Origin of the sequence: Pseudomonas sp. BMW13 (assembly GCF_013357275.1) — a bacterium.
GTDB classification, from domain to species: Bacteria; Pseudomonadota; Gammaproteobacteria; order Pseudomonadales; family Pseudomonadaceae; genus Aquipseudomonas; species Aquipseudomonas khazarica.
The window spans coordinates 196,767-209,966 of the sequence record NZ_SUKD01000002.1 but is presented as its reverse complement, the minus strand read 5'-3'; the positions used below and the strand labels follow the sequence as shown (position 1 = coordinate 209,966).

The following is a 13,200-nucleotide window of genomic DNA, read 5'->3' as shown; positions in this document are numbered from 1 at the left end:
CGAACGACCGTGCGAACTCGGCAGATACTCGACAATCGCCCAGCAATGCCTGGGCCGATCCGGTGCACTCGGGTATCCTCGCCTCCTTCCAGCATAGTCGCTCATGCCGCCATGTCTCTGCCCCGCCCGCTTCGCCTGCTGTTGCTCGTCGCCCTGCTGCCCGTCATTCTGCTGGCCCTGGTCCATGTCCTGGCCTGGAACCCCGCTGCGCGCGAGGAGGCGGACGTGTCCTGCACGGGCCAGGTGGCACAGCTGCAGCCAGGGCAGGCGCTGAAGGTCATGACCTGGAACGTGCAGTACCTGGCCGGCAAGCGCCACGTGTTCTGGTACGACCTGCCTGGCGGCGACGGCCCGGACGAACGCCCGAGCAGCGCCGACCTGGTACGGACGCTGGACGAGGTGGTGCGCATCCTGCGCGATGAGCAACCGGACGTCGTGCTGCTGCAGGAGCTGCACGACAACGCCAAGGCCACCGACTACCAGGACCAGCTGGCACTGCTGCAGACGCGTCTGGCAGACCTCTACCCGTGCAGCAGCCAGGCGTTCTACTGGAAGTCCGCCTTCGTGCCGCACCCGCACATTCTCGGCAGCGTCGGCATGAAGCTGGGCACCCTCAGCCGCTTCCAGATCGCCCGCGCCGAGCGCCTGCAACTGCCGATGCTGGCCAGCAACCTGCTGAGCCGCCCCTTTCAGCTCAAGCGCGCCCTGCTGGTCAGCTACCTGCCGATCCGCGGTGGCGGCGAACTGGCGGCGATCAACACCCATTTTGATGCCTTCGCCCTGGGCGAGGACACCATGCAACGCCAGGTCGAGATGACCGATGGCCTGTTGCGCCAACTGCAGCAGGCCGGCCAGCCGTGGGTCCTGGGTGGCGACCTCAACCTGCTGCCGCCCGGTCAGTTCGAACACCTGCCCGACGACCAGCGCAGCTGGTATGCCGCCGACAGCGAGCTGCAGGACCTGGCCAGGCGCTACCCGATGATCCCCAGTCTGCTGCAGGCCAGCGGCGCGGACCAGGCGCGGTGGTACACCCATTATCCCAACGACCCTGCCGCCAGCGGTCCGGATCGCACCCTCGACTACCTGTTCTACAGCCCGCGCCTGACGCCGCTGGCCAGCCAGGTGCGCCAGGACGACACGCTGGCCATCTCCGACCACCTGCCGGTGATCGGACGTTTCTTCATCCCCAGCCAGGAATAGGCACGACAGGGCTGGACAACGCCACCGCCTGTTGTCCATGCTCGACCGGCACCGCCTCAAGAATGACAAGACGGCAAACAGCCGCGACACCTCGATGCCAAGACGCTTCTGCCTGATACTCATCGCCCTGCTGTGGTTGCCGGTCGCCTGTGCGGCCGGCAGCGAGCGACGCATTCATGTCGGCTACTACGAATTCCCTCCCTACTCCTACACCGACGACCAGGGCCACCCCAGTGGCGTCGGCCTCGAACTGACCGCGCGCCTGCTCGACGAGGCAGGCTACCAGGCGGAGTTCCGCTCCTACCCCGGCGCACGCCTGTACAACGGCCTGATCGACGGCAGCATCGCGCTCTGGTTCGGCGCCCCGGGCAAGCCCGAACTGGCCGAGCACACCCTGGAGAGCCGCTACCTGCTCGGGCAGATCGCCCTCAACCTGTACTACCGCCCGGGCACCGCACCGCCCAGGTTGCCCGACGACCTGCAGGGCCGTGGCGTGATCCTGATCACCGGCTACAGCTACTGGCAGGGCATCAACCAGTGGCTGCAAGACCCGGCGCGGCACATCACCCTGCATCGCACCTCGCGGCACACCGCGGCGCTGGAGATGCTGCTGCGCCGACGTGGTGACCTCCTCCTCGACTACCAGATGCCGGTGGAGCAGGCCCGGCGCAGCCTCGGCATCGGCGACCTGCCGTTCGTCGAGGTGCAGCGCCTGCAGCTCAAGCTGATCGTCTCCCGCCACGCGGCGAATGCCGTACAGCTACGCGACGCGCTCGACCATGCCTACCAGCGCCTGCAGGCCAGGGGCGAAGACCTGCAACTGCCCTGAGTCGCCCCACACCTATTCGATGCGGTAGCTGAAGGTGTTCTTCACGTTGGCCACCGCCACCGCCTGGCCGTTGACCACGCGCGGTTGGTAGCGAAAGGTCCTGGCCGCGGCCAGTGACGGTTTGACGAAGAACGGATGGCAATTGCCGACCACCTGCGGGTCCTCCACGCGCCCGGCAGCGTTCACCGTATAGGCCACCGTGCATTCGCCCTCGATCTTGCGTTCCAGCGCCTTGGCTGGATAGTCCGGCGCCTGCTTGGCGATGGGCAGGTACTGGCGGCTGGCCGCCTGCGCCTCGGCGCGCGCCGCAGCGGCTGCGGCATTCGCCGCCGCCACGCGCTCGGCTTCGAGCCGGCGGGCCTCGGCCAACTGCTGCGCTTCCAGCTGCGCCTGACGCGCCGCCTCTTCGCGGGCCAGACGCTCCTGGCGCTGCGCCTCGGCACGCCGCTGCTGACGTTCACGCTGCAAGCGCAGCGCCTGTTCCTCACGCGCCTGCTCGGCCCTCTTGAAGGCCAGGTCCGCCTGTTCGGGTGCTGGCGCCTCGACCGGCGCCTCCGCCGGCGGCGGCGCCACTGCCGGTTCGGCGACGACGGGCGCCGGCGGTTGAACCACGGGGGCCGGCAGGCTGATCAGCTCGGTGGTGAGTACCGTGGCAAGCGGTGTCGGCAGCGGCGCCTGGTGGGCCAGGTGCAGCAGCACATAGGCCAGGCCGGCATGCAGGGCGATGGCGACGCCAATGGCGAGGCCATGCTCGCGCCAGGCCGGCCAGGCCAGACGCGGCGCGGGCATTTCCAGGGTCATGCTGCTCATGTCAGGGCGCCTCGGTGATCAGGCCCAGGCGGCTGACACCGCCACGCTGCAACTCGGCGATGCCGGCGACCACCGACGCATAGTCGGCATTCTGGTCGGCGCGCACGTAGACCTGGGTCTGCGGGTTGGCGGCGACGATGGCGGCGATCTTCTCGCGCATCGCCTCCTTGCTCGGCGCACTGTCGGTCTGCGACTCGATATCCACTTCGCTGCCCAGGTTCCAGTGGAAGCTGCCGTCGTCCTTCACCGACAGGGTGACGATGCGCTGCTCGCCCGGTGCCGGCAGCGCTTCGGCCGCCACCTTGGGCAGTTCGATCTGCACGCCCTGCACCAGCATCGGTGCGGTCACCATGAAGATCACCAGCAGCACCAGCATCACGTCGATATAGGGCACCACGTTCATTTCGGCCTTCAGGCCATGCTTGTGCGTCGGTCGAACCAGCATCGCGTCATCCTCCTCAAGCGGCAGCGGCCATGCCCGCACCAACGCCATTGAGGCGACGATGCAAGCGGCCCTGCAGCTCGTTGGCGAAGGCGTAGTAACGCGCGATCAGGGTCTGGCTGCGCGCCGAGAAGCGGTTGTAGGCCATCACCGCCGGGATCGCCGCGAACAGGCCGATGGCCGTGGCGATCAGCGCTTCGGCAATGCCCGGCGCCACCGTCGACAGCGTGGCCTGCTGCACCTGGGACAGGCCGAGGAAGGAATTCATGATCCCCCACACGGTGCCGAACAGACCGATGTAGGGGCTCACCGAGCCCACCGTGGCGAGGAACGGCAGGCCCTTCTCCAGGCGTTCCTCCTGTTCGGCAATCGCCACCGCCAGGCTGCGCTCGACGCCGTCGAGCACGGTCTCCGTGCTGTTGCCGGCATGCGCCTGCAGCTGGCTGAAGCTCTGATAACCCGCCAGGAAGATACGCTGCAGGGCGGCATCGGCGGGCAGCTCCTGCTGCACGCCTGCGCGGTACAGGGCGCCTGTTTCATCGCTGCGAAAGCGCTTGAGGAAGTCTCTCGCCAGCGCCTCGGTGCGGCGCAGCACGCCGCCACGCTGGACGATCAGGTACCAGCTGATCAGCGAGGCCAGCACCAGGCAGAGCATCACCGCCTGCACGACGAGACTGGCCTCGCTGACCAGCCCCCAGACGGTCATGTGTTCGAGATGGGCTTGGTTTTGCATCATGCTTTCCTTCAATGGCTCGAGCCCCATGGCTCACATTTCAAGACACTGGCGTTACACCGGGATGACAGGCGTGACGCCAGCCGTCTCATTCCAGGCCCAGCGCGGCGGCGATCGCCGTCCAGGGCACGTACTTGTAGTTCTGGTTACCCTCGGGCATGCGCTTGCGGCCGTCCTGCACCACCAGCAGGCCAGCGCTCCAGGGGCCGCCGAGGTTGGCTGAAGTCACCTCCAGGCCATCGGTCTCCGAAGCCCCGTCGATGCCGCGTTCGGCGTTCAGGCCGATGCGCAGGCTGCCGCGCAGCCTGTAGGGTGCCTGCGCCTCGACCACCACATAGCTGTCGTTGCCCTGGCTGGAGATCAGCAGGTAGTCACGCTGCCGCCCCTGATAGAGGGCCAAGCCCTCGATGTCGTCTTCGAGCGGGCCGCCCACGGCGATGACCCGCTCCAGCTCGGCCGGGGCGTCGGCACGGGCATCGAGCGTCCACACCGCCACGTCCTCCTCGCCGATGTACAGGCGCTCGTTGCGGTCGTCCGCCACACAGCCTTCCGGCTGGGTCGCGGTGCGGAAACGGCGCACCAGCTGGCCGCTGGCCTTGCCGCCGGCACCGCTCAGGCGGTACTGCAGGAAGCTGCCGTCCTTGTCGTTGACGATGGCGTGAATGGTCTCCTGGCGATCCTTGAACAGACACAGGCCATAGATCTCCCGCAGTGGCGTGGGGATCTGGCCAATCTCGCCGAGTTCACCGCTGGCGGGGTCGATGGCGAACAGCTGCAGGCTGCTGTGATCGCGGTTGCTGGCCACCGCCAGGTCGACCCGGCGCGCGCCCAGCTGGAAGCCGTTGCGCACGTCGACGTTGTTCAGCCGGCCGACGCGCAGGTCCTGCAGTTGCCTGCCGGCCAGGTCATAGACCAGCAGACCGCCCTGCTTGTCGGTGCCCAGCACGCGGCTGCGCTCGGGCTGTGCGTGATTGACCCAGATCGCCGGGTCGTCCGCCGCATCGCCCAGGCTCGGCGCGACCTCGCTCTGCACCAGGGGGGTGACCACCGGCACCGCCGGCGGCGCTTCAGCGCTCTCGGGCTGCCAGTTCAGCGCGGCGCGACGGGCGCCATCGTCGGCCACCAGCAGCAGCTCGAGCCCCTGCGCCGTGCGCCGGGCACTGACCTGCTCCGGCTCGTCCAGCCCGGCCAGGCTCAGTACAGCGGCACGCTGCCACTGTGCGGCGTGGCGCTGGAACAGGTGCAGGTTGGCGGCGGCCGGATCCAGCAGCAGCAAGGCATCGGGCAGCACCGCCATGCCGCCGGCGTCCTGCAGCTCGCCGAAGGGCGCGACCAGCTCTACCGGCTCACGCAGCAGCGGCGCCTCGGCAGCGGCGGCGTAGCGCCACAGGCCCACGCCTTCCTCGTTGACGTAGAGGCTGGCGGAGCTGTCATCGACCTGGCAGAAGCTGCTCTGCGGCGGCAGGCTCAGCGCCCGCACCCGCTGTGCCTGCGCCAGCGGCCGGCCGTGCTCGGCCACCAGCCACTGTTCGCCGATGCCCTCCTCGCCGACCAGGAAGAGGAAGTCGTTGCGCGCTTCATCGCGATACAGGCACAGCCCTTCGATGGCGAAGCGGGTCTTCGGCAGGTAGTGCGGCGCGCTCCACTGCTGCGCGTCGTCGAGGCGCGCCAGCAGGGCCTGCTGACGCCGCTTGTCGAGCGTGGCAACCAGCACGCCACGCTCGTCGGCACGCTGGTCGAGGGTAGCGAAACGCCCCGCCAGTTCGCTCAGCACCTGGCCATCGGCATCGACGACCTGCAGGCTGCGGGCGCCGACCTGCAGACGCTCGGCCCCCGGCAGAAAGGGCAGCGGCGCCAGCCACTGGGTGTTTTCGCTGGCGATCAGCGCGTCGCTGAGCACGACGTTCGGCACGGCCGAGACAGCCTCTTGCGGCTCATGGCTCTGGCAAGCGGCCAGGGTGATGCAGAGCCCCAGCAGGGACAGGTTGGAAAAACGCATGAAGAGTTCCTGGTAACGGTGGCCCGGCCCGCTGCCGCCGAGTGGCGACGGGCCAGGCCATTGAAGATGTCGGTGTGGCGAGCGCCTTTCGGTGGACGAGAACGCGTTTTCCACCCTGAAACACGCAGCGCTCAGAAATGGGTCAGGGTCAGGCCGATCTTGTAGGTCGGGCCGTACTCCTCGTACTGGGCGTTGTAGCGGCGGCTGCCGGTGTAGACGTAGTAGGACTCGTCGGTGATGTTCTGCGCCTCGAGCGTCAGCTGCAGTTCGGGGGTGATGAAGTAGCCGGCCTTGATGTCGACGAACACCTGGTCGTCGACGTACAGGTCATGGCGCTTGTCCTCCACCGCACCGATCTCGTACAGGTAGCTGGACTTGTAGTTGGCGGCCAGGCGCAGGTTGAAGCGCTCGTCCTCCCAGCCAAGCATGAAGTTGCCGACGGTGTCGGACTGGTTGGGCAGGTCGATGGAGCGCTTGGCGCCCTGGCCTTCGATGCTCGCGTCGGACTGGCTGAGGGTCAGGTTGGCACCCAGCAGCAGGCCGTTCCACGGCGCCGGCAGCCAGTCGAACTTCTGCGAGTAGGCCAGCTCGACGCCATACAGCTTGGCGCTGCTGCCGTTGTCGAAGGTCAGTGCCTCGTCGAAGCCGATCCACTCGCCGCTGCCGGCCAGGTCGGTGTTGTAGATGAAGTTGTCGATGTCCTTGTAGAACAGGAAGCCCGAGACCACACCGGCACGGCCCATGTAGTGCTCGATGCCGAGGTCGAGGTTCATCGACTCCAGCGGCTTGAGATCGGGGTTGCCGAAGGAGGCGTCCGCGCCGTCGATGGCGAAGCCCGGCGCCAGCTGGCCGAAGGTCGGGCGCACCACGCTGTTGGTCCAGGCGGCGCGGATCGCGGTGGACGGCGACAGCTGGTAGCGCGCATGCAGGCCCGGCAGCCAGTGGTCGTAGCGGTTGCGGCTCTGGCTGTCCTCGTACACGCCATCGCGCAGGCCGGTGCCCTTGGCCTCGAACTCGGTGCCCTCGTAGCGCAGGCCGGCGATGAAGCGCCAGTCGTCCACATCCAGGGTGTTCATCAGGTAGGCCGCGTTGATGTCCTCGCGCATGTCGAAGTCGTTGATGCGCGAGTTCTCCTCGTCGTAGAACTGGCTGCGATCCAACCCGCCGATCAGGCCCTTGATGGCACCGGCGCTGATGCCGTTGCCGAAGCGGCCCAGCGAGTAGTCGACGCGGCCGCTCTGCAAGCCGTCGAGCCCGACGCCGGTGAAATCGTCGTAGACCCAGACCTCGGTATCGCTGGTCTTGTCGCGCCGGCTGAGCTTGCCGCCGAATTTCACCTGCGCGGCGTTGCCGGCCAGGTCGTAGTCACGGGCCAGGTCGAGGCGGATGTTCTTTTCCTTGTCCTTGCCGCTGACCTTCTCCCACTCCACCTCGTCGAGTTCGAAGGCGGTCGGATCGTAGAACGCGTCGCCGGCAACGAGGTGCGGCTTGCGCGTGCCATCGAAACCGATGCCGGTGAAGTCGCCGACGAACTTGGCGCCGGCGATGCCGCCCGGGTCCTTCTCGGTGGACTGGCTGTAGCCGGCCTGGCCGCTGATGGTCCACAGATCGATCATGCGCTCGCCACCGAACACGTAGGACTGGATTTCCTGGGTGTCTTCACGCGACTTCAGCTCGCGCCAGCCTTCGCCATCGCCACGCTCAGCGGACAGCTGCGCGTCGTCGAACTCGATGCCGGCGGCATTGCGCGTCTCGGTGTCCTTGAACTTGCTGTACAGGGTGCGCAGGTAATAGTTGGAATAGTCGTCCGGCTGATAGTCGAAGTTCAGGCCGAAGCCGGTACGCTCACGGGTGATCTGGTAGTCACGCTGCTCGACCTCCTCCAGCCGCGCACCATCGTCGAAATCCCAGGCGCCGCCGGTCTCCACGTTCTCCGAGCCGAACTTGCGCTTCTGCCAGCTGAATGCCGCGGCCACGCCAAAGTTGTCGGTGCCCTCACCCAGGCTGAAGCGATCGCTGATGGCGCCGGAGAACTTGGGGCTGGTCTTGTCCACGTTGGTGTCGTGGCTGGCCTCGCCGGAGAGGGTGTAGAACAGGCCGTCATGGTCGAAGGCCGAGAGGCTCTCCACCTCGATGGTGCCGCCCAGGGAGTTGGCGTCCATGTCCGGCGTCAGGCTCTTGACCACCGACAGCGACTGCACCAGCTCCGCCGGCAGCACGTCCAGCGCCACCGCACGGCGGTCGCCCTCCGGGGCCGGCACCAGGGTGCCGTTGATGGTCACGCTGTTGAGATCCGGCGCGATGCCGCGCACGCTGACGAAACGCCCCTCGCCCTGATCGCGCTCCACCGACAGCCCCGGAATGCGCTGCAGGGCCTCGGCCGCGTTGTCGTCGGGCAACTGGCCGACGCCGTCAGCATGCACCACGCTCTTGATGCTGTCGGCGCTCTTCTGTTCCTGCAGCGCCTTGTCGATGCTCGCCGCCTGGCCGATCACCTCGACGCGCTCGACCGCCTCCTCGGCCCAGACCGGTGCGGCGCTGATGGCGATGGCCAGCAGGCTGACGTTGAATCCCGCTGTGCGGATATGACGAAATGGCTTTGCCACCTTGAATCCCTCGTTTCAATGGCCCCTGGCGACACCAGGCGATGGCAGCGAAAGCTAGGAATGCTTTGTGGCACTTGCGTGACAGCCCCTGCCGGAGCGGGCCCTGAAAGCCTGTTTCGTGGCGGTTTCACAGGTGTTCTGAGCTGAAATGACCCGGCCATGCCGCGTTGCCCGAGGCTCTGCGCGGGAATCGGAGCGGCCAGCGCCGGGTGGACAGCGGCGCCACTGCGCCCACGACCCCGCACCGGCTTAATCCAGGCTGAAAAAATCGCCCTGCACGGCACCTTTCACCTGAGCCGAATCGACCCCCGGCGCGGTAACCGAACCGTCATGCGCCTTTGTTTCCTTGGCGCCGAACGCACTTCCGGATCAGCCAAGGAAACCGCACATGCATCGCCCCCTGCTGCTGGCCACGCTGCTGGCCACTGCCCTGAGCAGCCCCCTGACCCATGCCGAGTCGCCGCTGCCACGCTCGCCAGGCCAACCCTATGCCGCCGGCAACCTGGCGGACCGCATCGTGCTGACGCCCGGCGCCGACGCCGCCACGCAGATGGCCGTGAGCTTTCGTACCGACCTGCGCCAGGACAGCACCGTGCTGGAGTTCGGTCCGGCCCTGGCCGGCCCGCAGGTGGTGGCCAAGGCCCGCCAGCTCAGTGGCAGCAGTCGCCGCCTGGACGCCGAGAACGGCCCGTCCCTCTACCATCAGGTGCGCCTGGACGGCCTCAGCCCGGATACCGCCTATGCCTACCGGGTGCAGGGCAGCGCGGGCTGGAGCGAGTGGCATCAGTTCCGCACCGCCAGCCGCACCTTCGCTCCCTTCAGCTTCATCTACCTGGGCGATACCCAGAACGGCATCCTCGAGGTCGCCTCACGCAGCATTCGCCAGGCCCTGCGCAGCGTCGCCCGCCCGGCGCTGGTGGTGCATGCCGGTGACCTGGTGGCCTCGCGCGACGACCTCGCCCATGACGACGAATGGGGCGAGTGGAACCAGGCGGGCGCTTGGGCCTACGCCGCCATCCCGCAACTGGTCGCCGTCGGCAATCACGAATACCTCGACGACCTGCTGCCCGACGGCAGCGAGAGTCGCACGCTCGGCGCGCACTTTCCCGCCCAGTTCGCCCTGCCACGCAACGGCGCCGAGGGCGTGGCCGAGACCAGCTACGTCAGCGACTACCAGGGCGTACGCTTCGTGGTGCTGGACGGCACCTCGGCACTCGACCTCGGCACCCTGGAGGCCCAGACCCGCTGGCTGGAGAACGCACTGCAGAGCAGCCAGGCGCGCTGGAACATCGTGGTCATGCACCAACCGATCTACACCTGCGCCCGCCCCGAGGACAGCGAACCACTCAAGGCCGCCTGGCAACCCCTGTTCGAGCGCCATGGCGTCGATCTGGTGCTGCAGGGCCACGACCACTGCTACAGCCGCCTGACCCATGTCGCCGGCCGCGCCGCCACGCGCCAGGCCCTGCGCAGCCAGCAGGCCATCGGCCCGGTGTACATGGTCTCGGTGACCGGCTCGAAGATGTACGGCCTCAACGATCGCGCCCACAGCCAGCCGGACCGCAGCGCCGAGGACACCCAGCTGTACCAGACCATCAGCGTGGCGCAGAACCGCCTCAGCGTCAGGGCCTACAGCGCCGACGACCGGCTCTACGACGCCTTCGACATCCAGCGCGACGCCAGCGGCCACAAGACCCTGCACGAGCCCGACCTGGCTACCCCGGCCGAGCGCTACTGCACCCGGAACGCCGGCCCGGACGGCCTGCCCTGCAGCGCGAGGGACAAATGACTGTCATCGAAATGAGACCTGCCTCCGGCATGCTCGGCCACGGACGAGCATTGCCGGGAGAATCGACCATGAAAGCACTGCTGAAACTGCATGGCCTGACCCTGGCCGGCCTGCTGCTGGCGGCCAACGCCGGGCTGCTGCTCTACCTCGGTGCGGGCGAGATCAAGTCCTGGGCCGAGATCAACTGGATGGACGTGGCCGGCGAAGGCGGCACCTGCCTGATCCTCTGCGGCTGGCTGATCATGCTGCTGAGTGGCCGCCCGGCCGGCTGGGTCACCCGCCTGCTGTCGCTGGGCCTGTGCTGCATCGCCTTCTCGATGTGGATGGACAGCCTCGACGAGTTCATCCGCCTGCCGCAGGAGACGGTCTGGGACAACTGGCTGGAGACCGCGCCGATGCCGCTCGGCATGCTGCTGCTGACGCTAGGCATGTACCACCTGCAGCAGGAACAGCGCGCCATCAGCGCGCAGATGCGCAAGCGCGAACACCTGCAGCGCGACCATCGCCTGTTCGACAAGCTCACCCCGCTGTCCGGCGCCCAGTACCTGCGCCAGCATCTGCAGCAGGCGCTGCAACAGGCGCGCGCGGAGCATCAGCCGCTGTCGCTGGTGGCCATCGACCTCGACGACTTCAGCCTGGTCAACCAGCGCTACGGCCAGGCCGAAGGCGACCAGGTGCTGCAGGTGGTGGCCCAGTTGCTGCTGTTCAACCTGCGCCAGCAGGACATGCTCTGCCGCCTGGCCGGCGACCGTTTCGTCGCCGTGCTGCCGAACACCGGCGAACAGCAGGCGCTGAGCATCGCCGCCGAGTTGCGCCAGAGCATCGCCAGCCTCGCCCATCGCAGCCAGCGCCATGGCGAACGCCTGCAACTGCGGGCCACCGTGGCCGCGGTCATGGCCCTCGACGATGACGAGGAGCAGCTGCTCAAGCGCCTCAACCTGACGCTGGCGCGGGCCAAGCCGCGTCTGGCACACAGTGCGTGAGCGCCATGGGCTACGAGTGCGACAGTCGCTTCATCGCCGCTCACGATCTGCCCGCCGTGCTGATCGACCTGGCACGTTCGCGGGGCATCGATAGCCATCACCTGCTGCGGGGCTGCGAACTGTTCTACGAGGACATCGTCACCGGCCGGGCACGGGTCAGCCCCGCGCAGTTCCTGCGCCTGATCGCCAACGCCAGGCGCCTGCTGGATGCGCCGGACAGCAGCTTCCTGTTCGGCCAGCGCCTGTGGCCCGGCCACTATGGCGCCGCCAGCCAGTTGCTGGAGCAGGCCGACAACCTGCTGCAGGCGCTGCAGGACCTCGGCCGCTACCGTGCCCTGCTCTCGCCCCTGCTGACGCCGGTGCTGCACCTCGACGAGCAGTACCTGCACCTGTACTGGCGCGACAGCTGCGGCGCCGCCGAGCAGCTGCCCTTTCTGCTGGAGGCGAGCATGACCGCGGTGGTCGCCCTGGCCCGCCGCCAGCAACACGAACGCCTGCCCTGGCGCCTGCAGTTCGCCTACGCCGAGCCACGCCATGTCGAGCAGTACTGGGTGCATCTCAGCGACGAGCTGAGCTTCGATCGCCCATCGACGGTGATGAGCCTGCCCCGCGAATACCTGCTGCGCCCCTGGCCGCACGCCGGTGCCACCGGCGCGCACATCGCCCGCCAGCAGTGCGACCAGCAGCTCGCGCAATGGGGCTGGCAGGGCAGCCTGCTCGACGAGCTGCACGCCCACCTCAGCGCCCATATCCACCAGCCGCTGAGCCTGGAGCGAGTCGCCGAGGCCTTCGCCACCAGCCCGGCGACCCTCAAGCGCAAGCTGAGCAAGCACGGCAGTCATTTCCAGGAGCGGCTCGACCGGGCCCGCTGCGAACTGGCGCTGTACCTCTACCAGGTCAAGGGCTGCAGCAACGACGAGGTGGCGCAGCGCCTGGGCTTCAACGACATCACCAACTTCCGCCGCTCGTTCAAGCGCTGGACCGGCCGCGTGCCGAGCGAGCTGGGTGGCCTGCTGTGCCGCTGACAGCGGCCACTGCGCCCGCGCCTCAGGGTTTCGCCGAGCCCATGATGGCTTCCAGGCTGTCCGGGCGTGGCGCCCCCTTGTGCTGCTGCAGGCGGCCCCGCTCGTCGAGGTAGTAGATGGCCGGCGTCGCCTCGCCGCCCATCTCGCCCATCAGCGCCAGGTTGGCGTCGAGCTGGGCCGCGATCGCGTCGGGAATCTTCGCCACTGCCTGCAGCTTGCTCTCGCGCCCGGCCGCCTCATGCTCGCCGAGCGCCTGACGCGGATCCTGCGCCGCGAGCAGCGCCGCGGCCTTGCCCGGACTGTCGGCACGCAGCATGCCGACCATGACATGGCGCAACTGCACCCGCCCGGCCTCGACCCAGGGCCGCGCCTGGCGCCAGAACAGGTTGCAGTACGGGCAGTTGGGGTCGGAGAACACGTAGACCACCCGGCTGGCCTTGTCGTCGCCATCGGCGATCCAGGTGCTGCTCTGCAAGCGCTGCCACATTTCCTCGCCCAGCGGCTTGTAGACCAGGCGTTCCAGCGGCTCCGCCGTCAGGTCGGCGCCCTTGGCATCGAGCAGCGTGCCGATCAGCACGTGCTCGCCATCCGGCGTCAGGTACAGCGCCAGCCCCTGACCGTTGTAGCGGGCGGCATAACCCTGCAGCCCGCCGGGGGCCTCGAAGGTGCCGACCACCTTGGCCCCACGGCCTTCGACGGCCTTGATCGCGGCGGGCAGCTCGGCGGCCTGCGCCAACGGCGCCAGCAGCGTGGCGAGCAGAACTAGAGACTTGATTGGTTGCAT

At 68.1% G+C, this 13,200-nt stretch carries 11 protein-coding genes; 5 read left to right on the top strand and 6 right to left on the bottom strand.

Annotated features, from left to right (window positions below; genetic code table 11):
• The first annotated feature begins 111 nt into the window (after positions 1 to 111).
• A complete protein-coding gene (locus E4487_RS02055; protein ID WP_175252630.1) occupies positions 112 to 1,200 on the top strand; it encodes an endonuclease/exonuclease/phosphatase family protein in 1,089 nt (362 codons plus the stop codon).
• A gap of 94 nt (positions 1,201 to 1,294) precedes the next feature.
• Complete coding sequence (locus E4487_RS02050) at positions 1,295 to 2,029, top strand: ABC transporter substrate-binding protein (RefSeq protein ID WP_175252629.1); 735 nt, start codon at positions 1,295 to 1,297, stop codon at positions 2,027 to 2,029.
• Positions 2,030 to 2,041: 12 nt separating this feature from the next.
• On the opposite strand, the gene E4487_RS02045 is transcribed toward E4487_RS02050, so the two are convergent.
• The 5 genes from E4487_RS02045 to E4487_RS02025 all read right to left on the bottom strand — a co-directional run bounded on the left by E4487_RS02045 (position 2,042) and on the right by E4487_RS02025 (position 8,619).
• Positions 2,042 to 2,839 (bottom strand): energy transducer TonB, encoded by a 798-nt coding sequence (locus E4487_RS02045; protein WP_175252628.1) that lies wholly within the window; start codon positions 2,837 to 2,839, stop codon positions 2,042 to 2,044.
• 1 nt (position 2,840) lies between these two features.
• Positions 2,841 to 3,284 carry a protein TolR gene (gene tolR, locus E4487_RS02040; protein WP_175252627.1) on the bottom strand — a complete coding sequence of 148 codons (444 nt, stop codon included), beginning with the start codon at positions 3,282 to 3,284 and terminating at the stop codon, positions 2,841 to 2,843.
• A 13-nt stretch (positions 3,285 to 3,297) separates the two neighbouring features.
• Positions 3,298 to 4,014 carry a protein TolQ gene (gene tolQ / locus E4487_RS02035; RefSeq protein WP_134675719.1) on the bottom strand — a complete coding sequence of 239 codons (717 nt, stop codon included), beginning with the start codon at positions 4,012 to 4,014 and terminating at the stop codon, positions 3,298 to 3,300.
• 88 nt (positions 4,015 to 4,102) lie between these two features.
• Positions 4,103 to 6,013, bottom strand: coding sequence for a phytase (locus tag E4487_RS02030; protein ID WP_175252626.1), 1,911 nt, complete (start codon positions 6,011 to 6,013; stop codon positions 4,103 to 4,105).
• Between the two features lie 131 nt (positions 6,014 to 6,144).
• On the bottom strand, positions 6,145 to 8,619 hold the full coding sequence (locus E4487_RS02025) for a TonB-dependent receptor (RefSeq protein ID WP_175252625.1): 2,475 nt from the start codon (positions 8,617 to 8,619) through the stop codon (positions 6,145 to 6,147).
• 388 nt (positions 8,620 to 9,007) lie between these two features.
• On the opposite strand from E4487_RS02025, the gene E4487_RS02020 reads away from it, so the two are divergent.
• From E4487_RS02020 to E4487_RS02010, 3 genes are all read left to right on the top strand, one after another.
• The gene (locus tag E4487_RS02020; RefSeq protein WP_175252624.1) at positions 9,008 to 10,408 is read left to right on the top strand and encodes a metallophosphoesterase family protein; all 1,401 of its coding nucleotides are present in this window, start codon (positions 9,008 to 9,010) and stop codon (positions 10,406 to 10,408) included.
• 68 nt (positions 10,409 to 10,476) lie between these two features.
• Complete coding sequence (locus E4487_RS02015) at positions 10,477 to 11,391, top strand: GGDEF domain-containing protein (protein ID WP_037051692.1); 915 nt, start codon at positions 10,477 to 10,479, stop codon at positions 11,389 to 11,391.
• Between the two features lie 5 nt (positions 11,392 to 11,396).
• On the top strand, positions 11,397 to 12,416 hold the full coding sequence (locus tag E4487_RS02010; RefSeq protein WP_047584234.1) for an AraC family transcriptional regulator ligand-binding domain-containing protein: 1,020 nt from the start codon (positions 11,397 to 11,399) through the stop codon (positions 12,414 to 12,416).
• A gap of 22 nt (positions 12,417 to 12,438) precedes the next feature.
• On the opposite strand, the gene dsbG is transcribed toward E4487_RS02010, so the two are convergent.
• The gene (gene dsbG / locus E4487_RS02005; protein ID WP_373921498.1) at positions 12,439 to 13,200 is read right to left on the bottom strand and encodes a thiol:disulfide interchange protein DsbG; all 762 of its coding nucleotides are present in this window, start codon (positions 13,198 to 13,200) and stop codon (positions 12,439 to 12,441) included.

Bases quoted from the DNA above. Each gene is read 5' to 3' on its own strand.
- E4487_RS02055 (WP_175252630.1), top strand. From the start codon at position 112: ATGTCTCTGCCCCGCCCGCTTCGCCTGCTGTTGCTCGTCGCCCTGCTG.
- E4487_RS02050 (WP_175252629.1), top strand. From the start codon at position 1,295: ATGCCAAGACGCTTCTGCCTGATACTCATCGCCCTGCTGTGGTTGCCG.
- E4487_RS02045 (WP_175252628.1), bottom strand. From the start codon at position 2,839: ATGAGCAGCATGACCCTGGAAATGCCCGCGCCGCGTCTGGCCTGGCCG.
- tolR (WP_175252627.1), bottom strand. From the start codon at position 3,284: ATGCTGGTTCGACCGACGCACAAGCATGGCCTGAAGGCCGAAATGAAC.
- tolQ (WP_134675719.1), bottom strand. From the start codon at position 4,014: ATGCAAAACCAAGCCCATCTCGAACACATGACCGTCTGGGGGCTGGTC.
- E4487_RS02030 (WP_175252626.1), bottom strand. From the start codon at position 6,013: ATGCGTTTTTCCAACCTGTCCCTGCTGGGGCTCTGCATCACCCTGGCC.
- E4487_RS02020 (WP_175252624.1), top strand. From the start codon at position 9,008: ATGCATCGCCCCCTGCTGCTGGCCACGCTGCTGGCCACTGCCCTGAGC.
- E4487_RS02015 (WP_037051692.1), top strand. From the start codon at position 10,477: ATGAAAGCACTGCTGAAACTGCATGGCCTGACCCTGGCCGGCCTGCTG.
- E4487_RS02010 (WP_047584234.1), top strand. From the start codon at position 11,397: ATGGGCTACGAGTGCGACAGTCGCTTCATCGCCGCTCACGATCTGCCC.
- dsbG (WP_373921498.1), bottom strand. From the start codon at position 13,200: ATGCAACCAATCAAGTCTCTAGTTCTGCTCGCCACGCTGCTGGCGCCG.